General features: G+C 63.4%; 20 protein-coding genes. 11 read left to right on the plus strand and 9 right to left on the minus strand.

Features of this window, described 5'->3' with window-relative positions:
- Nucleotides 1-180: 180 nt before the first annotated feature.
- Both ABD819_RS15680 and ABD819_RS15685 read right to left on the minus strand, forming a co-directional pair.
- Entirely contained in the window at nt 181-1,068 is an 888-nt protein-coding gene (locus ABD819_RS15680) for a YitT family protein (protein ID WP_345125793.1), read from the minus strand.
- Nucleotides 1,069-1,189: 121 nt separating this feature from the next.
- The gene (locus ABD819_RS15685) at nt 1,190-3,067 is read right to left on the minus strand and encodes an alpha-amylase family glycosyl hydrolase (protein WP_345125795.1); all 1,878 of its coding nucleotides are present in this window, start codon (nt 3,065-3,067) and stop codon (nt 1,190-1,192) included.
- Between the two features lie 340 nt (nt 3,068-3,407).
- On the opposite strand from ABD819_RS15685, the gene ABD819_RS15690 reads away from it, so the two are divergent.
- On the plus strand, nt 3,408-3,815 hold the full coding sequence (locus ABD819_RS15690; RefSeq protein ID WP_345125797.1) for a DUF6960 family protein: 408 nt from the start codon (nt 3,408-3,410) through the stop codon (nt 3,813-3,815).
- Nucleotides 3,816-3,943: 128 nt separating this feature from the next.
- On the opposite strand, the gene ABD819_RS15695 is transcribed toward ABD819_RS15690, so the two are convergent.
- Entirely contained in the window at nt 3,944-5,299 is a 1,356-nt protein-coding gene (locus ABD819_RS15695) for a YfcC family protein (RefSeq protein WP_345125798.1), read from the minus strand.
- A 55-nt stretch (nt 5,300-5,354) separates the two neighbouring features.
- Here ABD819_RS15695 and ABD819_RS15700 point away from each other — a divergent pair, with 55 nt between their 5' ends.
- Nucleotides 5,355-5,600, plus strand: a complete 246-nt coding sequence (locus ABD819_RS15700) for a hypothetical protein (protein ID WP_345125799.1) — start codon at nt 5,355-5,357, stop codon at nt 5,598-5,600.
- Nucleotides 5,601-5,719: 119 nt separating this feature from the next.
- Here the strand turns inward: ABD819_RS15700 and ABD819_RS15705 are convergent, their stop codons facing one another.
- A complete protein-coding gene (locus ABD819_RS15705; RefSeq protein WP_345125800.1) occupies nt 5,720-6,241 on the minus strand; it encodes a 2'-5' RNA ligase family protein in 522 nt (173 codons plus the stop codon).
- 84 nt (nt 6,242-6,325) lie between these two features.
- Here ABD819_RS15705 and hutI point away from each other — a divergent pair, with 84 nt between their 5' ends.
- The gene (gene hutI / locus ABD819_RS15710) at nt 6,326-7,597 is read left to right on the plus strand and encodes an imidazolonepropionase (protein ID WP_345125801.1); all 1,272 of its coding nucleotides are present in this window, start codon (nt 6,326-6,328) and stop codon (nt 7,595-7,597) included.
- 171 nt (nt 7,598-7,768) lie between these two features.
- Here the strand turns inward: hutI and ABD819_RS15715 are convergent, their stop codons facing one another.
- Entirely contained in the window at nt 7,769-8,518 is a 750-nt protein-coding gene (locus ABD819_RS15715) for a porin family protein (protein WP_345125802.1), read from the minus strand.
- A gap of 820 nt (nt 8,519-9,338) precedes the next feature.
- Between ABD819_RS15715 and ABD819_RS15720 the strand changes: the two genes are divergently transcribed.
- On the plus strand, nt 9,339-9,482 hold the full coding sequence (locus ABD819_RS15720; RefSeq protein WP_345125803.1) for a hypothetical protein: 144 nt from the start codon (nt 9,339-9,341) through the stop codon (nt 9,480-9,482).
- A 52-nt stretch (nt 9,483-9,534) separates the two neighbouring features.
- Here ABD819_RS15720 and ABD819_RS15725 read toward each other — a convergent pair whose 3' ends face one another.
- Nucleotides 9,535-10,104: an RNA polymerase sigma factor gene (locus tag ABD819_RS15725; protein WP_345125804.1), complete on the minus strand. Its 570-nt coding sequence runs from the start codon at nt 10,102-10,104 to the stop codon at nt 9,535-9,537.
- 188 nt (nt 10,105-10,292) lie between these two features.
- Here ABD819_RS15725 and ABD819_RS15730 point away from each other — a divergent pair, with 188 nt between their 5' ends.
- The gene (locus ABD819_RS15730; protein WP_345125805.1) at nt 10,293-11,096 is read left to right on the plus strand and encodes a PhzF family phenazine biosynthesis protein; all 804 of its coding nucleotides are present in this window, start codon (nt 10,293-10,295) and stop codon (nt 11,094-11,096) included.
- A gap of 149 nt (nt 11,097-11,245) precedes the next feature.
- Nucleotides 11,246-11,770, plus strand: coding sequence for a hypothetical protein (locus ABD819_RS15735; RefSeq protein ID WP_345125806.1), 525 nt, complete (start codon nt 11,246-11,248; stop codon nt 11,768-11,770).
- 95 nt (nt 11,771-11,865) lie between these two features.
- Here the strand turns inward: ABD819_RS15735 and ruvC are convergent, their stop codons facing one another.
- On the minus strand, nt 11,866-12,504 hold the full coding sequence (ruvC, locus tag ABD819_RS15740; RefSeq protein WP_345125807.1) for a crossover junction endodeoxyribonuclease RuvC: 639 nt from the start codon (nt 12,502-12,504) through the stop codon (nt 11,866-11,868).
- 45 nt (nt 12,505-12,549) lie between these two features.
- Between ruvC and ABD819_RS15745 the strand changes: the two genes are divergently transcribed.
- From ABD819_RS15745 to ABD819_RS15765, 5 genes are all read left to right on the plus strand, one after another.
- Nucleotides 12,550-13,602, plus strand: a complete 1,053-nt coding sequence (locus ABD819_RS15745; protein ID WP_345125809.1) for a lysylphosphatidylglycerol synthase domain-containing protein — start codon at nt 12,550-12,552, stop codon at nt 13,600-13,602.
- Between the two features lie 218 nt (nt 13,603-13,820).
- Complete coding sequence (locus ABD819_RS15750; protein WP_345125810.1) at nt 13,821-14,846, plus strand: glycosyltransferase; 1,026 nt, start codon at nt 13,821-13,823, stop codon at nt 14,844-14,846.
- A 241-nt stretch (nt 14,847-15,087) separates the two neighbouring features.
- On the plus strand, nt 15,088-15,345 hold the full coding sequence (locus ABD819_RS15755) for a hypothetical protein (protein ID WP_345125812.1): 258 nt from the start codon (nt 15,088-15,090) through the stop codon (nt 15,343-15,345).
- Nucleotides 15,346-15,347: 2 nt separating this feature from the next.
- Entirely contained in the window at nt 15,348-16,553 is a 1,206-nt protein-coding gene (locus ABD819_RS15760; protein ID WP_345125813.1) for an ABC transporter permease, read from the plus strand.
- Nucleotides 16,554-16,601: 48 nt separating this feature from the next.
- Entirely contained in the window at nt 16,602-17,909 is a 1,308-nt protein-coding gene (locus ABD819_RS15765) for a PP2C family protein-serine/threonine phosphatase (RefSeq protein WP_345125814.1), read from the plus strand.
- 179 nt (nt 17,910-18,088) lie between these two features.
- Here ABD819_RS15765 and ABD819_RS15770 read toward each other — a convergent pair whose 3' ends face one another.
- On the minus strand, nt 18,089-19,567 hold the full coding sequence (locus ABD819_RS15770; protein ID WP_345125816.1) for an O-antigen ligase family protein: 1,479 nt from the start codon (nt 19,565-19,567) through the stop codon (nt 18,089-18,091).
- Nucleotides 19,564-20,646, minus strand: a complete 1,083-nt coding sequence (locus ABD819_RS15775) for a GumC domain-containing protein (protein WP_345125817.1) — start codon at nt 20,644-20,646, stop codon at nt 19,564-19,566. Before ABD819_RS15775 ends, ABD819_RS15770 begins: the two co-directional genes overlap by 4 nt.
- Nucleotides 20,647-20,650: the final 4 nt, after the last annotated feature.

Genomic DNA, 20,650 nt, shown 5'->3' on the forward strand with positions numbered 1-20,650 from the left:
CTGCTGTTACGCACGCTCCTTGTTAAAGCGCCTCGGGGGATGTAGCGCGGACTACAAAGTCCGCGCTACATCCTACTGCGTAACATCAGTAACCAGTAGACGCACGCGTTCAAACTTTTGAACAAAAGTTGACTTGTGAGCGTCGGTTTGCGGATTTTTAACCAAAAAGCGGCCGCTGTGCTACCCGTGCAGTGGCCGCTTCTTAATAATGCCGCCCTGGGCATCGTCGATGCCGTATTGCACGATAAACGCGTACGGGTCGATGCGCTGCACCTCGGCTCGGAGCTGGGGCAGTTCCAGGCGCGTGACGACGGTGAAGATGATGTCGCGCTCGCTGAGCTGGTCGCTGCGCTTACCGTAGCCGGCCTTGCCTTGATAGAGGGTCACGCCCCGGCCCAGGCCCTCGGTGATGGCCAGCCGAATAGCCTCACTCTGCTCCGACACGATGGTGACGCCCGTGTATTGCTCGATGCCGTTGAGTACAAACTCCATGACGCGGGCGGCGGCGAAATACGTGAGCATGGAGTACAGCGCCGGCTCAGTACCAAGAATGAATACGGCGCCCATGAATATTATCAGGTTCAAAATCAGAATGATGTCGCTGACTTTGAGCAGCAACAAGTGCCGGCTGGCGAGCAGGGCGGCAATTTCGGTGCCGTCGAGCACCGCCCCGCCGCGCATAGCCAGCCCAATGCCCGCCCCGATGAACACGCCGCCAAATACGGCCGTGAGCAGCTTATCGGGTGTCACGTCGGGGAAGGGCACCACGGCCAGCACCAGCGCCAGCCCGCCAATGCCCAGCGCGCTACGCACGGCAAAGCGGCGGCCCATTTGCCGGTAGCCTAAGGCCACGAAGGGCAGGTTGATGAGGAGAATGAGTGCCGCCAGCGGCAGGTTGAACGCCGCCGCCAGCAGCATGGACACCCCCGTCACCCCGCCATCAATGAAGTGGCTGTAAAGCAGGAACCCTTTCAGCCCAAATGCCGCCGAAAAAACCCCGGCAACGATGAAAATGGCATTGCGCAGCTCTGACGCCGGAGAGTTGATAGAAGTCGGGGGAGTCTGCATGGGCTGCTAGTAAAAGGGCACACAAACGCCCTTGCGGGCGTAATGGGTGCGGCCGCCAGATGAGTATGACGTTTCTGCGTAGGTATAGAGGCGACTGAATCTGAGGTTGGGACGTGGCAACTTACCCTTCCCGCGATAAAATCAGGGTGGAGTAGGGGGCCAGCGGAATGCTGCCCTGCCACGCGTAGCCGTCCCGCGCGCCGGCTTTGGCCTCCATGCCGAAGCTGTCGAAATCGCCGAACTCGCCGTCGTAGCCGCGCCAGTCGCTGTTGAAGCGCACCTTCCAGTGGCCCGCCTCGGGCAGGCCGATGGTGTAGGCCTCCTGCGCCTGGTTGGCGAAGTTGGCCAGTACGATGGTGGCCTGGCTGGCCTCGCTGCCCGTATCCCAGCGGGCAAAGGCAATGACCTTCGCCTCGTTGTTGAGGTGAAATACGTGGATGTGCTGCCCGCCCAGGCCCGGCGTGTGGCCGGCCAGGTTGCGGCGCAGGGCAATCAGGTCGCGGTAGAGGTGCACCAGGCCCTTGCGCTCCTCGGCGTGCTGCCAGTTCAGGGGCTCAGTATCCACAAACGAGCCATCGGCCAGAAACTCCTGACCCTGAAACAGCATGGGGATGCCGGGGGCCGTGAGCACCAGGGCCGCGCCCAGGGTGGCGCGCTTTTTCGGAAACCAGTGGGCGGCGTCGCCGGGCATGATTTCCTCGGGCACGCGGCTCTTGCCGTTGGCTACTTCGTCGTGACTTTCGGTGTAGATAACGCGGCGGAAAGCATCGTCGTTGTACGTTTTCGTCAGGGCTTCGGCCACGGCGTTCAGGTCGCGGTCGGCATCGTTTTGGGTAGTGAGGGCCTCCCGCATGGGGTACACGAAGGCGCTGTCCCACTGCGAGTTGAAGCCCTGGCCGCCTTTTTCCACCGTTTCAGTGATGCTTTCGTTGCCGCGCAGGTCTTCGGCGATGGTGATTTTCCAGGGCATGGTCTGGTCGATTTCGGCGTTAATCCAGGCCATTAGGCTCTGGCCGTCGGCGAGGTTGGCGCTGGGGTCTTCCTCGCCGTTCACGTTGCGGATGAAGGCAATGGCATCCATGCGCAGGCCATCGCAGCGGTACTCCTCCAGCCACATCAGGGCATTGTCGCGGATGTACTGGCGCACTTCGGGGCGGCCGAAGTCGGGGCGGTTGTCGCCCCAGGGCGTTTTGGCGCGCCAGTCGTTGTAGAAATAAATGCCGCCGCCGTCGTTTTCGCTCCAGCCGTCAAACTGCCAGAGGTCGAGGTCGCCGGGGCCGAAGTGGTTGTACACCACATCCAGCACCACGGCAATGCCGTGCTGGTGAGCCTGCTTCACCATTTCCTTGAAGGCCACCGGTCCGCCGTAGTCGCTTTCGAGCGCAAACGGGTTGGCCGGGTTGTAGCCCCACGAGCGGCTGCCCGGAAACTCGGCCGCCGGCAGCAGCTCGATGCAGTTGATGCCCAAATCGCGCAGATACGGCAGCTTTTCGGCCACGCTGAGAAAGGTGCCCACGCTCTCCTGGTCGGGGGCGTTGAAGGTGCCCACGTGCAGCTCGTAAATCACGAGGTCGTTCCAGGCGGGCATCTCAAAATGGTCGTCGCCCCAGTCAAAGGCTGGGTCGTGCACCACCGACGAGCCGGCCGAGTTGGTCATTTCGCGGGCGTAGGGGTCGTTGCGGTCAAACTGCTGCTTCCCGTTGGTGAGGTGAAACTTGTACTCGTCGCCGGCCCTGGCCGCGGGCACGTCAACGGCCCAATAGCCATCGGCTTCGTGGTGCAGCGGGTTTTTCTGGGCGTCCCAGTCGTTGAACGTGCCGATTACGGACACTTCATCGGCGTGCGGGGCCCAGACCCGGAAGGTAGTGCCGGCGGCGTGCGGCACGGCTCCCATGCCGGGCTGCGGCGCGGGGCCGGTGGGGGCCGGGGCGGTTTTGGCGGGTGCTTTAGGGGCTGACTGAGCGCGGGAAGCGGGTTTGGAAGCGGAAGAGTAAGGCATCGAAAGCAGACTGCCCGCCGCCCGGGCAGCCGAAAATGCGGCTGATGTTGAACGTTGGGTAGTCTCAGCGTACGAAAATCCTGAATTTTTGGCCAAAAGCGCCGCGCTTCGGCGTTATAAGGGTTGGCATCCAGACAAATAACATACTCGGCGTTGACCTGCAAACACCAAATTATGCCGCTATTCGGGCATGGATATCTCCGCAACGTCAGCCCCTGCTGGCTCACAGCGCTGAGCGGTACCGAGGGCTTCTGAAGCGAGCCGAAAAGCCGTCTGGGACAACTTTAGCCGGGTGATTCAGGTTTTGGAGGCAATCTTTGCCTTCGCTTTACTGCTCCTCATGCGCCGTCCCAAACCCGTTGTTTTTGGCCTTTACGGCTGGTCGCCCGACTACGGCTTCCGCTACATTCACCCCGCCAACCGCCGCTCGTTTGAGCTGCTGGAGCCCGTGGGCAAGCTATTTGAGAAGATTTCCGAAGACGACGAAGGCGAGTGGGCCACCATCCGCTACGACGAGCAGCAGTTTCTGGTGCGGCCCGAGCTGTTCAAGGAAATCTACCACAAGCCCAAGTTCAGCTTCGGCGATTCGGTGGAGGAAGTAACGCCCGCGCCCGGCCAGTACCGCCACTTCGGCCTCATCTCCGACGTGTTCTGGGATGAAGCCACCGACACGGCCACCTTTCAGATTGTGGAGCGCCGACGCAAGCTGCCGCGCGTGTTCGCCGCCGCCGAGTTGCGGGCCGATTAAGCTCTTGTGTAGACCGTCATGCTGAGCGCAGTCGAAGCATCTCTACCACGTAGCTAATCCAATCGAGAGGATTTGCTGCTTGCAGTAGAGATGCTTCGGCTGCACTCAGCATGACGTTCTTGCTTACGCTACACGCCCACGGCAATACCGATTACCACCGCCACCGCCCCCAACGCGAACAGCGCCCCCCACAGCGGCGCGGCAAACCTTATCCACTGCTCAAACCGTACGCCGGTTGCCGCCAGCATGGCCATCAGCGTGCCGTTGGTGGGCGTGATGAGCTCACAAAGACCCGCCCCGTACTGAAACGCCAGCACCGTCACCTGGCGCGACAGCCCCAGAATATCGGATAGCGGCACCAGCAGCGGCATGGTGAGCGTGGCCTGCCCGCTGCCGCTGGGCACCGGTACGTGCAGCAGGGTTTGCACGCCCATCATGCCCAGGGCGGCCAGGGCCACGGGCAGGTGGCCCAGCGGTTCGGCCAGGCCGTGCACGATGGTATCCACGATGCGGCCCTGCTCCAGCACCACGAAAATGGCCCGCGCAAAGCCAATGAGCAGCGCCGAAAAGGCAATGTCGCGGAAGCCCGCGATGAAGCCCTCGGCCGTGCCCGTGAGGCCCCGGCCGCCCACCAGCCCGGCCACCACGCCCAGCCCCAGAAACAGCGCCGACATCTGCTCGAACTCCCAGTGCAGCTGCACCACGCCGTAGGCAAAGAGGCCAAACGCCGCCAGCATCAGCAGCAGCACCAGGCCGGGCCGCCCGCCCCTGGCCACCGGGCCCGCCTCGGTTTCGGCGGCATCGGCCGTCAGGTCGGGGGCCAGGCGGTGGCGCACGGCGTGGCGCGTGGTGGCCCACAGCCAGCCCGCCACCGCCACCACCAGAAACCCCATGCGGTAGGCCCCGCCCGAGAGCAGCGGCAGCTGCGCCAGCTTCTGGGCAATGCCCACCTGAAACGGGTTTATCGGGCTGAAGGCCGCCCCCACGAACGCCGCCCCCACGCTGGCCGCCACCGCCGTGAGTACCGGGTAGCCCAGCCGGCGCATGAGCACGAGCAGCACCGGCACCAGCGGAATAATCTCCTCGCCCATGTTCTCCAGGGCCCCCATGGTGGCAAAAAGCACGCCCACCAGCGGTATCACGAGCACCTCGCGGCCCTGGGCCCGGCGCAGCAGCCAGTCCACGCCAAAGCGCAGCGCCCCGGTCTGGTCGACTACCGTGAAGGCCCCGCCGGCCAGGAAAATCAGGAACACCACGGCCGCCGCGTCGGCCAGGCCTTTGGGCACGTTCACCAGCACATCGAGCGGGCCCACGGGCGCGGCGGGCACGGCGTGGTAGGAGCCGGCCACCACCACCTGCCGGCCGGTGGCCGGGTCGAGGTGGCGGACAAATTCGCCGGCCGGCAGCACGTAGCTCAGCGCGGCGGCCAGGATAATAAAGCCAACAATAAGCACCAACGGGTGCGGAAAACGGAAACGATTCATGGCGCAAAGTAGGGCGGCGGCGCACGAACTTTGCAAAAACCCCGTTCCGCCTTCCGTGACCATCACCACCTTCAAAGCCCTGCACCAACGCCAGCAGGCCGAGCATCTCGCCCGGCACGGCACCCGCCTGGCCGAGCGCCCGGAAGACAGCTTCGACCTGACCTTGTATGCGGTGGAGGGGTTTTACGCCGAAATCTGGCGCAGCCGCAGTGAGGAGCACATCCTCTTTATCCACGTGTTTCAGAAGCCCGCCGGGCTGGGCGATTACCTGCGGCTGGTGCAGCTACCGGCTGGCCTGTAAAGTCCTTGCGCCGCCCGGGCACCAGCGCCGAGGGTCTTCAGAGCGGAAAGCATATGCGTAGGTAGGGATGGTTGTTGGGGGTGCTGCTGGGTTGCTATACTTCTCGCCGAAGCGGTGCGTTAGCCTTTGTTGCCAAACGGAAACGCTGCCAGGCTTTCCCACGGCCCCTGGCGGTAAGCCCACAGGTGCAGGCCGGTGCCCACCGCCCCAAACGGGGCGAAATCGGCCTGCAAATCGGTCAGCAGCTGCTGGGCCTCGGCGGGCTCCACCTTGTTTTGAATAGTGACGTGCGGCTGGAGCTTTTGTTGGTCCTGCGGGGTGAGCCAGGGGCCAAACGCCGCCTGCAACGTGCGGTGCAAGGCGCGCAGCTGGTCGTTTTCGAGGGTGAAAGCCACGCCCCGGCCCAGCGAGCGCAGGCCCGTGACGGCTAATGGCAGCGGGGCCTGAGCGTGGCACAGCTCGTGCAGTTGGGCGCACACCGCCTCCTGCTCAGTCCCGGGCAGGTGGTGAAACAGGGTGAGGTGCGCGGCCAGATAGTTGATGCGGGCCGGGAAATGCTGCCGGCGCAAGGCGTTGCAATAGGTTTGAGCCGCGTCGTCGAGCGTCAGGCTGAGGATGAGGGGCGCTTCGGAATCAGGCATGAATTAGGGGAAGGCAGTGCGAGTGCGTACGCAAAGCCGGACGCGCTGGCCGTAATTTGCCGGCCCACCCCCGCCCGCCTGCCCATGCCCGATTCCGCCCCGTACTCGCTCCTGATTCAGCACGCCGCCCAGGTGCTCACAATGGTCGGTGGCCCCCCCGACCGCCCCCTGGCCGGCTCCGACCTGGGGGCCTGGACCATCATTGAGAACGGCTTCGTGGCCTGCGTCGATGATAAAATTGTGGCCGTGGGGCCGATGGCCGGGCTGGATGCGGCCCGCATTGGCCCGGCTACCCGCATAGTCGAGGCCACAGGCTGCGTGCTGATGCCGGGCCTGGTGGAATGCCACACGCACCTGGTGTTTGGCGGCAACCGCGCCCACGAGTTCGAGCGCAAGCTGCGCGGCGAAACCTACCTCGATATCCTGGCTAGCGGCGGGGGCATCCTGAGCACCGTGCGCGCCACCCGCGCCGCCTCCGAGGCCGAGCTGCTGGCCAACGCCCTGCATCACCTCGCCGGCTTCCGGCGCTACGGCATCACCACGCTGGAGGCCAAAAGCGGCTACGGCCTCGACCGCGACACCGAGCTACGCCTGGTGCGCGTGGCCCGCGAGGCCGGCCAGCGCCAGCCGGTGCGCGTGGTGCCCACCTTTCTGGGGGCGCACGTCGTGCCGCCCGAGTTCAAGGCCGCCGGCCCGCGGGCTTATGTCGATTTCATGCTGCGCGAGGTGCTTTCGGATTTGAAAGGGGAGGCCGCGTTCGTGGATGTTTTCTGTGAGGAAGGCGCGTTTCCACTTGATGTGGCCCGATATTACCTGGAGCAGGCCCACAAAATGGGCTTCGGGCTGAAAATCCACGCCGAGCAGCTGCACGACCTCGGCGGCTGCGAGATGGCCGCCGCGCTGGGCGCTACCAGCATCGACCATTGCGACTACCTCACGCCCGCCGCCGCCGCTCGCATCGCGCAGCACACCCAAGGCCGCACCGTGGCCGTGCTGCTGCCGCTGGTGCCGCTGTTTCTGCGCCAGGAAGTGTATGCGCCGGCCCGGGAATTCATTGATAACGGCTTGCCCGTGGCCCTGAGTACCGATTTCAACCCCGGCTCGTGCCCCAGCAAAAACCTGTGGCTGGCGCAGTCGGTGGCCTGCCTCAAAATGGGTTTCACCCCCAAAGAAGCCCTGGCCGCCGCCACCCTCAACGCCGCCTGGGCCATCGGCCAGCAGCACGACTGCGGCAGCCTGGAGCCCGGTAAGCGCGCCGACCTACTGGTGCTGCACGTGCCCAGCGTGGCCGAAATCCCCTACTGGCTGGGCGAAAACCCGGTGCGCGACGTCTTTATCGGCGGCAGGGAATGGTAGCGGACCCGCTAGAGCGTGAGGACAATTAGCCGAAACGGTCTTTTGCAGCCGTAAAAACGGTCATGCTGAGCTTGTCGAAGCATCTCTACCGAACATTGTGATGCAACGAAGCGGTAGAGATGCTTCGACAAGCTCAGCATGACGGCCTTCGAGGATAATTGTCCTCACGCTCTAGCGCAGGTGGTAGGAGAGGCCCATTAGGGCACTGCCGCCCCAGAGGTAGCGCGGCGGGAGGCCAGTTGCGGGCCGCGCCAGCGGATTCAGGAAGTACGTGGCTGTGGGCTGCACCACCACTTCCAGGCGCGGGGCGAGGCGGTAGCGGACGTCCAGCCCCGTGCTCAGGGCGAGACTGAGCGAGCGGTAGGGGCTGTTGCTGGCATTCCAGTCTTTGATGGTGCCGTTGGGCTGCAGGTTGCTGCCGCTTAGGTAAATAGCGGCTTCAGCTCCGGCCATTACACCGTAGCGCAGGCGTTTGCCCAGCTGGCCCAGTGCGTAGTGCGCCTGCACGGGCACCGTCAGAAAGCGGTAGGTGTCGCGGTGGGTAATGGTAGTAGTCGAAGACGACAAAAACCGGTCAAAAGCTGTTTGGGTGGTTTCAACCGTACTCGCATATTCCTGATAGCCAAGGCCCGCGCTCAGGGTCCAGCGGCCATTGAGCACCCGGCTTACTTGCACCTGCACCCCGAAACCAGTGCTTTGGCGCTCCCGTTGCGCCAGCCGGTGGGGCATACTATCCGGCCGCGTAGTGGGTAGTCCTGCTCCAACAATGGGCGTTGGAGTAAGCGCCTGGTCCATGTTGCTGCTCCCCAAACGGCGATGCGTGAGGGCCGGGCCGGCCAGCACCAGTAGCGCCCAGTGCCGCGCCAGCAGCTTCGGCAGGTGCGCCGAATCTGGCTGCGAACGCAGGAGCGGGGCCGGCACAGCGGAGAGTTGTAGGCCCACCGGCAAAAATTCTACCCGGCCTACAGCCAACATACTAGTAGCTTGAACCGAAGTTTCAACGGAGGAACCAGCCGCTGCGGGTAGTGGCCTATCCGTAGCCAGGGAAACTGGTGCGGCTGAAGCAACGCGCGGTGCTGCTGTCGTTTCCGTGGCTTTATTCCGGTCAACCATTCCCGCTGACTCCACATCGGGTGTGCCCTTGGCAACCATGCCCGCGCCGGAAAGTGCCGACCGGGTTGCGGGCGAACCAGTAGGTGTGGTGGAAGCTACCACAGCCGTTTGCGCTGCCCGGCGCCGGGTGCGGTTCTTGGCATCGGTGTTCAAAGTAGATGCGGCACTCTCAACCGCTCCATTTCCCATGGAGTGAGTGTTTGGGGCTTGCTTCGGCCTATTGGCTGCTGCAATGGTTCCGAAGCCCGGCTTTTCGGCCCTGGTGCCAAGCTGACCAGCCAACAAACTAGGTACCGGGTGGCTGCGCCTTGCCCGAACGCCCTGTTCACCATTGGCGATACTGGCCCCAGCAGGCGTGGCAGCTGCGCCGGCAGAAACCGTTATCGGAGTCGTATTGGCAGCGTATGTATCAGTTGAGACGGTGCTTGGGGCTGTGGTTGCTGGCGTACCACTTGCTGAGGAAGCTGTGGCCTGTAGTTCGGTATTGCGGCCGGCGTCAGGCAAGGTAGGGGTAGTTGGCCCTACTCCGACTTCATTCGGTGTATTACGCCGTGTGTCCGGAGCGCCTGGTGTAGTCGTGCGGTGGGCAAGCGGACTGGTGGCCGCGTTGTGCCGCCAGAGCCAGTAGGTGCTGCCCACCACGGCCACCAGTAGGCCCAGCAGCAGCACGGGGCTCCAGCGACGGCGGCGGCGCAGCTGGGGCGTGGCTACCGGTGGCGGCAGCTGCGCCCGAATGTTGGCCCAGAGCGGCGCGGGTGGCTCCTGGCCGTAGTCGGCCAGGCGGTCGCGCAGGGCATCGTACAGGTCGTCGGGGTTGCGGTCGGTCATGGCAGTTGCGGGTGGTGCTGGGCCGTCAGGCGGGTTTCGAGCAGCCGGCGGGCCCGCGCCAGCTGCGATTTGGAAGTGCCTTCGGCGATGCCCAGCAGCTCGCCGATTTCCTGGTGCGAGTAGCCCTCCACGGCGTAGAGGTTAAGCACGGTGCGGTAGCCCGGCGGCAGTGTGGCCAGCAGGGCCAGCAGGTCGGCCGTGGCCAGGTTATCCAGGGCCGAAGGCGCGGTGCTGGGCTGTTCGGTAGCTTCCCCGTCGAGGTCCACGCTGGGGCCGGGGTGGCGCAGGCGGTGCTGCTCCAGAGCGTGCAGCGAGGTAGTGACGGCAATGCGCCGCGCCCAGGCCTCGAACGGCCCCTGCCCCCGGAATTGGTCGAGGCGGGTGAATATTTTAACGAACGTGTTTTGCAGGGCGTCTTCCGCTTCGGCCCGGTTGGGACAATAGCGCAGGCACACGCCCATCAGCAGATAGGAGAGCTTTTGGTAGAGCCGGTACTGGGCCGCGGATTCGCCCCGCCGGCACGCCGCCAGCAAGGCCTCGTCAACCGGAGCAGTGGGAGGCGGCATGCAGAAAGAAGAATGAGAAAAGCGGACTGTACACGACCCGCTTCGTGCTGCCTTGACCGGCAGCCACCCCGCCGGGTTGCACGGGCCCAAAGTTATTTTGAAAATAGGTACGCCGCACCTACCATCACGCCACAAAGTCGTATTCTTGCCCTGCCAATCCGCGCCTTCATCCCCAGCCCGCCCCAGCCGTGATACCCTACTTCCACGTCGACGCCTTCACCCAAACACCCTTTGCCGGCAACCCCGCCGGCGTGTGCCCGCTCGAAACCGCCCTGCCCGCCGCCCTCATGCAGCAAATCGCGGCCGAAAACAACCTGGCCGAAACCGCCTTCATCGTGCCCCGCCCCGGCACGTCGGGCGAGTACGACATCCGCTGGTTCACGCCCGCCGTGGAAATTGACCTGTGCGGCCACGCCACGCTGGCTTCGGCCCACGTCCTGTTCCAGCACCTCAATTTTCAGGGTGATGCGGTCACGTTTCACAGCCAGAGCGGCCCGCTGCGGGTTTCGCGCGAGCCCGACGGCCGCCTCACCCTCGATTTTCCCTCGCGCCCGCCGCAGGAGCTCACCACGCACCCCACCGGCCTGACGGATGCCCTGCGCGCCACGCCACTGCACGTGCTGGCCGCCCGCGACCTGCTGGTCGTATTCAATACCGAAGCCGAAATCCGGGCCCTGAAACCCGACTACGCCCGCATTGCCGCCCTCGAATACGTGGGCGTCATCGCCACCGCGCCCGGCACCGATGGCATCGACTTCGTATCTCGCTTTTTCGCCCCCCGCGTGGGCGTGCCCGAAGACCCCGTCACCGGCTCGGCCCACAGCACGCTCATCCCGTTTTGGGCCGCCAAGCTGGGCAAAGCCGAGCTACGCGCCCGCCAGATTTCACCCCGCGGCGGCGACTTATGGTGCCAGCTGCGCGAAGGCGACCGGGTGAATATCAGCGGTTATGCCGTGACGTATGCGGCGGGGGAGTTGCTGGTAAACACTTAGTATTTGCCACGTGAAAGAGTTGTGTAACTTTTCGTTTCTAGATTGCGAGTTGCTAGCAATTCGCCACTGCTTGTATTTTAAATAAAATAGGAAAAAATCGAATACCATAGCATAATTAATTGAGAATGCACATGGAGCAACCAAGGCCTATGTCTTCAACAATTGTTGAAACAGACACTGAGCTCATAATTACTACTCCCAAAAAGAAGAGTTGGGTGGTTATAATATTGCTGTCAATTTTAACACTGCAGTTCTCGCTTGGGCTATTTAGCGTCATCTTTTCTGATGAGACAATGCCGGCAACAGGCAGGATTATAATGGCGGCATTTTCCCTGACAGTGCTTTATTTCACAGTTAAAGGCATTATATGGCAAGCAAAAGGAAGAACCAAAATAACTATTAGCAACAGCACACTAACCGTTAATTCTATAGCTTCAGTACTAGCGAAAAATAAAGTCTACAGGCTGTCAGACGTCGGATTAGTGGGGGTGAAAAATGAAGTAGTTTCTGAAGGTCCTTTGGCAATGCTTCAGCTTCTTAAAATTGCCGATAGAATTAAAGTCGTCATCGGCTATGGGTACGAGACAATCCCAATAATTGGCGGTGTAGATATGACAGAAGCGGTTGAGATTAAGGATAGAATCAACACTAAATTGAAAGCTGCTAGACAGTGAAGGACCGTACCGTGGTATTTTAATTTCTGCATTAAACTCTGCTGCAATTTCAGTTTCTACTGGAATACAGAATCCGATTGCTATCCATCCCGTGCCTACGATTTCGCAGGCGCTTTCTTCTTGCCCGTACTAGCCCCAAGTCGCTCGGGATTATCGGCCAGGAACTTGCCCCAGCTTTTGCCGCCGCTGACGGTGGCGTTGTTACCCTTCTGGTAATGATGGCACAGTGCCACGGACAGCGCATCAGTCGCATCCAGAAACTTAGATGCCTCGGCGATGGGCGGCAGCGTGAGCGTCTGACGCAGCATGTGGGCCACCTGCTCCTTGGTGGCCGAGCCCGAGCCGGTTACGGACTGTTTTACTTTGGTGGGCGCGTACTCCACGTACGGAATCTGGCGGCTGAGCGCGGCGGCAATGGCTACGCCCTGGGCCCGGCCCAGCTTGAGCATGCTCTGTACGTTGACGCCAAAGAATGGCGCTTCGATGGCCAGCTCATCGGGCAGGTACTCGTCAATCAGTTCCAGCATGCGGTCGAAAATCCGCTTTAGCTTTACGGCGTGATTCGACCCCAAGGCCTTCATATTGATAACGTCGTAGCACAGCACGTCGACCCGCTGGCCGCGCACCTCAATCAGAGCGTAGCCCATAATCTGGGTGCCGGGGTCGACGCCCATGATGATTTTGGGCAGCAGCTCGACGGCGGGAGCGGGGCGGGGGCGAAGGGGAGCGGGCATCTGGCACAAAGCTACGACCCCGGCAAGGCCGCTGCCGCAGAAGCGTTGGTTTCGGCCGAAACCAGCGCACCCGGTTCCGGCCAAAATTCAGTTCCGCCCGAACTGGAAAACCGCCGGGCCCGGCAGTGGCGCCGGCTGGTGTTCTGGGGCAAGATTGGCGTCACGCTGCTCACGCTGGGCCTGCTCTACAACTCCATTTTCGCCGCGCCCGATACGGCGGCGGCCTGGCGGCAGCTGCTCAGCACCACGCTCAGCGGGGCCGGGCGCGGCCCCGTGCTGCTGGCCTTAGCCTTGGTGCCCGCCAATTGGGGCCTCGAAGCCTGGAAATGGTACCGCTTGGCCCGGCACCTGGAGCCCGTCACGTTCGGGCGCAGCTTCCGGGCAGTGCTGGTGGGCCTCACCCTGGGCTTCGCCACGCCCAACCGCGTGGGTGACTACGCCGGCCGCATCATCGAGCTTAAAAGCCGCCGCGTGAGTGCGCTGGGGGCCGTTTTTCTGGGCCGCTACTGCCAGCTGGTGGCCACCGTACTGGCGGGAGTGATGGGCCTGCTCTACTTCCTGCTGAAGTTTTATTTGAAAGGCTACCCGGCCGCCGGGGTGGGCGTGACCGCCTCGGCCTTGCTGCTGAGCGGGCTGGTGCTGGTGCCCCTCTACCGCTCGCAGCTGCTGCTGGCGGCGCTGGGCGTGTGGCGGCCACTGCGGCGGTTCCGGCCGGCGCTGGCCATCATGCCCACGTATCCGGCCCGGGCGCTGCATGCGGTGTTGGCCATTTCGGGACTGCGCTACGCGGTGTTTTGCGTGCAGTTTATGCTGCTGCTGGCGGCGTATGGTGTGGGCGGGCCACTGGGTCCGGGGCTGGCCGCCGTGGCGGGCACGTTTTTCCTGAAATCCTTGGTGCCCTCGCTCAACGCCCTGGCCGATGTGGGCGTGCGGGAGCTATCGGCCACGCACCTGTTTGGGCTGCTGGGCCAGCCAGCGCTGCCGGTGCTCAGCGCCAGCCTAAGCTTGTGGGTTATTAACATCGCGCTGCCCAGTGCGGCGGGGCTGCTGCTGGTGCCAGGGCTGCGCGTGCTGCGCGAGAAACGGAGCGGTCGATGATGGGCGCAGGAATTGGGTTGCTGGTGTTCCCGCTGCTGTACGCGGTTGTAATGGGCTGGCTGGCGCAACGTAACCTCACCCCCCCAGCCCCCCTCTCCCGCGGAGAGGGGGGAGCCAGTTCTACAATTAGCAATATCTCAAGCAGGGAAAAAAAGCTAAAACCAGTAACTAGCTCCCCCCTCTCCGCGGGAGAGGGGGGCTGGGGGGGTGAGGTTACGTTGAAAGACGTTCCCCTCTTCTCCGTCCTCATCGCCGCCCGCAACGAAGCCGAAAGCCTGCCCCAGCTCTTGCGCGACCTCGCCGCCCAAACGTTGCCCGCCGCCCGCTTTGAAGTCCTCATCGCCGACGACCACTCCACCGACACCACCGCCGCTGTAGTAGCGGCGGCAGCTGCAGAAACCGGTTTCGCCCTCCGCCTGATTTCCCTTTCCGCCGACCAAACCGGCAAGAAAGCCGCCCTGCAAGCCGCCCTGCAAGCCGCCCGCGCCCCCTGGCTGGTATGCACCGACGCCGATTGCCGCCTCGGCCCCGGCTGGCTGGCCGCCTACGCGGCGCACTTGGCCCGGCAGCCGCAGGCCAATTTCATCAGCGGCCCGGTGCTGCTTACCGGCCCTAATACGTTTTTCACCACGCTCATGGGCCTGGAGTTTGCGGGCCTGGTTGGAGTGGGCGCGGCCTGCCTGGCCCACCAGCAGCCCACCATGTGCAACGGGGCCAACCTGGCCTACCGCCGCGCCTCCTTCGAGGCCGTGGGGGGCTACGCCGACAACGCTCACCTCGCCAGCGGCGACGACGAGTTTCTGCTGCATAAAATCCACGCGGCCTTCCCCGGCACGGCGCATTTCCTGGCCGATGCGGCGGCCATTGCCCGCACGGCCGCGCCCCCCACGCTGCGGGCGCTGCTGCGGCAGCGGGTGCGCTGGGCCAGCAAGTGGCGGCACTACCACAGCCCCGCCCCGCGCCGCCTGGCCCTGCTGGTGCTGGGAGCCAACGTAGCGCTGGCAGCGGGTGTTGCGGCGGCCTTGTTTTGGCCCGGCCTCTGGCCTTGGGTTGCAGCTTCCTGGGTCATTAAGCTCGGCGCGGATGCCTGGTTTCTGGGGCCGGTGCTGGACTTCTTCGGGCAGCGAAAGTGGCTGTTGGGGCTGGTGCCGCTACAGTTGCTGTACGCGCCGTATGCGCTAGCGGTGGGGGCGGCGGGTTGGCGTGGCGGCTACGAGTGGAAGGGGCGGGCGGTGCGGGGGTAACGGATTAGATATCGCCGAGGCGGTGGTCCAAAGTAGGGTAACAAGCAATTGGTCAAACAAATTAAATTTCTTTGCAAGTTATTAACCAATAGTCATTAACAGCTAAGTATAACCTGCTTAAATTAACATTCCACCCTTCTTTGGACCACCGCCAAATTTTGCAGTTCTTCCAGTTGCTGGGGGTAAAGCCGCTCCCCGGCTTACATTTGCCGCACTACCTCCTCACGCCCAACTTCCCCCCGTGACTGACCCCGAATTCGACCTGCTCGACGAGCTGTACTTCGTTACCCCGTTTCGCGCGCTGCTCCAGAAAACCGGCCTGCCCGCGCCCGAGCTGGAAAACCAGCTCCGCACCTTGCTGGAGCAGGGCCTCATCCGCAGCTACTGGCCCGACCCGGACACCGAGCTGGCCTACGAAACTACCTCCTTCGGGGCCATTGCCCGCGATGCCTCCTACCTGGCTTCCAAGGAAGGCCTGTTGCAGCACAACACCCGCTAACGGTGGCCACGGCAGTTTCGAGCGCCGCGCCGATAGCCCCAGGCCCCGTGAGTGCGGCCGCCCGCCCGCCCGGCTACTACGTGCGCCAGCGCCTGTGGCAAAACCGGCCCGCCGTGGCCGGCCTGGCCTTTATCGCCCTCTGCACGCTGATTGCACTGCTGGGCTACTGGGTGCTGCCAGATAATTCGCCCAACGCCAACCACGGCTTCGTGCAGATTCAGAAGGAGCGGCCCGGCCTGCGCGTGCTGCTGCTGCGCCAGCCGCTGCCGGATTCGGCCCGTTTTGGCATGGCTGCCGATAACCTGCTGACCACTTGGCTGCGCGGCCGCGAGCCCGCCGTGCAGGAAACGCCCATCGGCGGCTACCAGTTTGCCGGTGATTCCATCATCCTCAAGCCCTTGGGCGAGCACTCGGCCGAGGCCGGCCGGCTGCGGCGACTGGCCCTGACCACCGTGGTAGGCCACTCCGGCCCCCGCGCCGAGCTACAGCGCCTGGTGCGCGACGAGCACCTCGTCAACCGTTCCTACCTCCTGGGTACCGACAAGGCCGGACGCGACGAGCTGAGCCGGCTTCTGCTGGGCACGCGCATTTCGCTGGGCATTGGGCTGGTGGCGGTGCTCATTTCGGTGGTGCTGGGCATGGCCGTGGGGGCCGTGGCCGGCTATTTCGGTGGTTGGGTCGATTCGGTCTTGCTTGGGGTGATGACCGTGGTGTGGAGCATTCCGGGCATCATGTTAGTCATTGCCATTTCGCTGGCGCTGGATAGCAAAGGCGTGTGGGTCAGCTTCGTAGCCGTGGGCCTTACCATGTGGGTCGATGTGGCCCGGGTGGTGCGCGGCCAGATGCTCAGCCTGCGCTCGGCCACCTTCGTGGAGGCCGGCCGGGTGCTGGGGCTGCCCACCGCCCGCCTCATTGCCCGGCACCTGCTGCCCAATATGCGCGGCCCGCTCATCGTGCTGGCCACCAGCAATTTTGCCGCCGCTATTCTGCTCGAAGCCGGTTTGAGCTTCCTGGGGCTGGGCGTGCAGCCGCCCGCGCCCAGCTGGGGCCTGATGGTGAAGGAAGGCTACGACCTGCTCGGCACCGAGGCCGGCCTGTGGCTCACACTGCTGCCGGGTATTGCCATTTCGCTGCTCGTGCTCAGCTTTAATCTGCTCGGCAACGGCTTGCGCGACGCCTACGACCCCAAAACCCCCGTGATGGGTTAAGTTTGCAACGCCCCGTGCGCGTCTGCACGATAATTTGTATCTTGCTATATGGCATACGCCGTCCCTCAATTTTCTGCCGAGTCCGTAGTCGAGCCCGCCGGCGAGCCGGTAACCGTGCGCGACGAGCAGATTAAACTGCTCAAGCGGCAGCTGCTGCTCAAGCAGTTCGAGCTGGATACCGTGCTGGGCATGGCCCACGACATGACGGCCCGCGACCATTCCGTGGACGAGCTCTACCACATGCTGCGCCTCACCCTGCAGGGCCAGCGCAACGTGGTGCAGCTGTTGCTGGTGGCCCGCGAAGGCAATGAGTTTCGAGCCCGCCTGGCGCTGGGCACCGACCTGGCCCAGGCCGAAAAGCTGGTCATGACCCCGCTGCTGCTGGAAGGCGGTGTAACCCAGCCCCAGGCCGTGGAAGACCTGCACCTCGACCCGGGCTGGGACCGGTACGAGCTGGTCATCCCCATTCTGCGCCAAAAGCAGGTGGCGGCCTACGTATTTGTGGGCGGGCTGCGCAGCGATTTCGACCGGCAGCAGCTCATTCCCTTCCTCAGCTCGCTGGCCAACACGCTGGTGGGAGCCGTGGAAAACCGCCGCCTCCAGGCCCAGCGCGTGGCTGATGCCGCCGTGCGCAAGGAAATCGAAATTGCCCAGGAAGTGCAGGCCATGCTTTTCCCGCGCAAGCTGCCCAACGACGCCCACCTGGCCATGGAGCGCACCTACGTGCCCCACACCGAAATCGGCGGCGACTACTACGACGTGGTCGACATCGACGACGACCGCCTGCTGCTGTGCGTGGCCGATGTGAGCGGCAAAGGCGTGCCCGCCTCGCTGCTGATGTCGAACTTCCAGGCCGGGCTGCGCACGCTGCTGCGCCAAGGCGTGGAGCTGGCCACCATCGTGCCCGAGCTCAACCACCTGCTGTTCCGCAACTCAGGCGGAGAGAAATTTATCACCGCTTTCCTGGGCATTTACGACCGGCGCACCCGCGTGCTCCACTACGTGAATGCCGGCCACAACGACCCGCTGCTGCTGGCCGACAACGGCACGGTGCAGCCCCTGAAAGACGGCACCGTGATGCTCGGCATCATGGAAGACCTGCCGCTGCTGCGCGTGGGGCGGGTCGAAATTTCGCCGCGGTCCCTGCTGCTGCTCTACACCGACGGCCTGACCGAGGTGTTTGATGCCGACAGTAACGAGTTCGGCGAAGAAGGCGTGCTGAGCGTGTTGCAGCGCAGCCGCTACCTGCCGCTGCCCAAGCTGCACCAGGAGCTCATGAGCAGCATCAACGCCTTCAGTGACCACAACGAGCAGTTTGCGGATGATGTAACGATTCTCAGCTGCCGGTTTAAGTAGGGGAGGCGAAGGCGAACGAAATAGAACGTCATGCTGAGCCCGCCGAAGCATCTCTACCGCGCTATTTGTCATGCTGAGCGCAGCCGAAGCATCTCTGCCTCAATACTAACTATTTACTATTGAGGTAGAGATGCTTCGGCTGCGCTCAGCATGACGTTCTTCTGCTCACTGCTCACTGCTCACTGCTCACTGCTCACTGGTTCCTCCGCTAGCCACGACTCAGCCCGCACCAACAGGGCCAGGCAGATGAAAAACACCGGCCCGATTTTATCAACTTCCACCAGCTCATTGAGCGTGAGGTGAAACACGATGACCACGAAGGACAGCGTGGCCGCCAGCACCACGCGCCGCACCTCCGGCCGCTGTTGGGAGCGGTGATAGAGGCGTTCGGCCAGCAGCAGAGTCGTGGCAATCAGACTCACGAACAGCAGAAAACCGGGAATGCCCTGTTCGGCCAATTGCAGCAAAAAGTAGTTGTGGGTGGTTGATTTCTCCGGGTTGTCGCTCACGTAGGTGCGGAAGCTCTTGAGCGTGTAGCGCTTGTATTCGGGGTAGAAGGTGGCCGCGCCGCTGCCCACCAGCGGCTTTTCGGCTATCATGCGGGCGGCGGCTACCCAGCGGTACACCCGCTCCATGCCCGATACGTCCTGCATTTTGTAGGTGGCTTCGAGGTGCTTCTCGAAGTTCTTGCCGTTGAAAACCGTGCGCTCGTAGTTGGGGGCCAACTCCATGTAGTTGTCGCCGCTCACCTCGTAGGTCACGGCCAGGGTGGTGCCCAGCGCCACGGTCAGCAGCAGCGCTTTGGTGAGGCGCAGGCGCATGGCCAGGTAAAACAGGCCCGCCAGCGGCAGCGACACGATGGAAGCCCGCGTGTAGGACGTGAGCAGCCCAAACAACAGCAGCCCCAGCGCCACCCGCCACGCCAGGCGAGCGCCCATATTACGGGTAGCCTTCATCGCGAACCACGCAAACGGCACCAGCAGCGCCAGCATGGTAGCATAAATAACGTGGTTGCGAAAAAACGGGTGCAGCGCCCAGTTAATCTGCTCGAAGCTAAAGCCCTTAGTGGCGTGGCGGCTGGCCACGTACAGCACGCTCAAGCAAGCTCCTACGGTATAAAAAGCCGCAAATCGCCAGGTGTCATTGGGCCGGCGCACGATTAGCAGCGTACCAAGCAAAAACGGCGTGATGTACCAGGCCTTCGCTAGTAAGAACTTGATAGACTTGGTGGTATCAACTGAAAAAGCGGAGTCCACGGCCGTCCAGAGCAGCATCAGACCCAGCACTATTACCAGTGGGTGTAGCCACTCGCGGCGCGGCAGGCGGCCCGCGCCCAGCATCAGGGTGCCGGCCACGCAGGCGGTGAGGGCCAGCATGAGCGGCTCGGAGGGCACATCCATGCTCAGCCCGCCAAACAGGCTGATTTCTTCGGTGAAAGGCAGCAGGAAAAACAGCAGGTAGTAGAGCCAGCGCCATTCTATCACCGCCACCAGCACCCCCACGGCCAGCAGGCCCGGCAGCAGCAGGGCCGGCAGCTGGGTGAGGGCCGCCGCGGCTCCGCCAATTAGCAACAGCCCCACAAACCCCATAAACAGGAGCTGCGGGCCATCGAAGCCACGCAGGAGGCGTTGGAGCCGGTCGGTTACGGGCGGGTTCACGCCGGGCGCACGGCCCCGGGCCGGTTGTGGCGGTACAGCTCCAGCAGGGCGATGAACACCACCGACAGCGCCAGGGTGAGCAGCACCGAACCCAGCACGATGAGCGAGCGCACGGGCTTGAACTTCTTGGTGGCCGGGTACGCTTTCTGCACCAGATACACGCTCGAAATCCGGCCCTTGATGCTTAGCTCGGCCGTTTCGTAGGCGCCGCGGGCCGAGATGAGGCGCGTTTGCAGGTCGGCCACGCGGGTCGTGAACATGGCCAGCGAGTCGGTGCCGCGCACGTAGTTTTCCAGGTTGATGAGGTTGCCGCCGTCGGCGCGGGTCAGGCCGCGCAGGCTGCGCTTGAGGCCGGCCACGTCGCCGCCGCTGGCCTCGGCCTTGCGCAGGGCCGCCTCGGTTTCAATGAGCTGCTTCACCATGTAGCGGCCCTGCATTTCGAGGCCGAAGATGCCGTACCGATTGCGGGCGCCAATGAGCTCGCGGCGGCTGCGCTCGAAGCTGGTGCTGAGGTACTCGTACCGCTGACGGTAGAGGTCGAGCACGGTGCGGCGGTTTTCCAGCGTCAGCTGCTGGTTCACCGAGTCGATGGCGTGGACCAGGGCGTTGGCCACGGCGGCGGCCAGCTTCTTGTCCTTGTCGGTAAACGTCAGCTCGATGGCGTCGCGCTCGTTGTGCACAATGCCGAGGTTGCTGCTGAACTCGCTCAGCACGAAGTTATCGGTGGCATCATCGCCCGGCGCACCGGCCTTGTAGTGCTTATACAGGTCGAACTGCTTGATGATAATCTCGGCCACCGGCTGCGACTCGCCAATGGTGATGACGCGGTCCAAATCCTCGGCCCGGCCACCCAGCTCCAGCTTGCTGCCGGGCTGGGTGCCTGCTTCCAGTAACCGGTCAGGGTCAGCCGTTTGCGGGTTGGTGGGGATGAAAATAGCGGTGGAGCGATACACGTTGGGCAGCAGCAGCGCCACGATGATACTCACGATGGCAGCTAAGGCAACGGCCCCGGCCACGAAATATTTCCAGCGGTTGATAATGGGCCCCAGGCCCACCAGCGAGAAAGAAGGTGCAGACATACAA

The organism is Hymenobacter antarcticus (assembly GCF_039539545.1).
In the GTDB taxonomy this organism is placed as follows: Bacteria; Bacteroidota; Bacteroidia; order Cytophagales; family Hymenobacteraceae; genus Hymenobacter; species Hymenobacter antarcticus.

Coding starts and splice junctions, on each gene's coding strand:
- ABD819_RS15680 (WP_345125793.1), bottom strand. CDS start 1,068: ATGCAGACTCCCCCGACTTCTATCAACTCTCCGGCGTCAGAGCTGCGC.
- ABD819_RS15685 (WP_345125795.1), bottom strand. CDS start 3,067: ATGCCTTACTCTTCCGCTTCCAAACCCGCTTCCCGCGCTCAGTCAGCC.
- ABD819_RS15690 (WP_345125797.1), top strand. CDS start 3,408: ATGCGCCGTCCCAAACCCGTTGTTTTTGGCCTTTACGGCTGGTCGCCC.
- ABD819_RS15695 (WP_345125798.1), bottom strand. CDS start 5,299: ATGAATCGTTTCCGTTTTCCGCACCCGTTGGTGCTTATTGTTGGCTTT.
- ABD819_RS15705 (WP_345125800.1), bottom strand. CDS start 6,241: ATGCCTGATTCCGAAGCGCCCCTCATCCTCAGCCTGACGCTCGACGAC.
- hutI (WP_345125801.1), top strand. CDS start 6,326: ATGCCCGATTCCGCCCCGTACTCGCTCCTGATTCAGCACGCCGCCCAG.
- ABD819_RS15725 (WP_345125804.1), bottom strand. CDS start 10,104: ATGCCGCCTCCCACTGCTCCGGTTGACGAGGCCTTGCTGGCGGCGTGC.
- ABD819_RS15735 (WP_345125806.1), top strand. CDS start 11,246: ATGTCTTCAACAATTGTTGAAACAGACACTGAGCTCATAATTACTACT.
- ruvC (WP_345125807.1), bottom strand. CDS start 12,504: ATGCCCGCTCCCCTTCGCCCCCGCCCCGCTCCCGCCGTCGAGCTGCTG.
- ABD819_RS15765 (WP_345125814.1), top strand. CDS start 16,602: ATGGCATACGCCGTCCCTCAATTTTCTGCCGAGTCCGTAGTCGAGCCC.
- ABD819_RS15775 (WP_345125817.1), bottom strand. CDS start 20,646: ATGTCTGCACCTTCTTTCTCGCTGGTGGGCCTGGGGCCCATTATCAAC.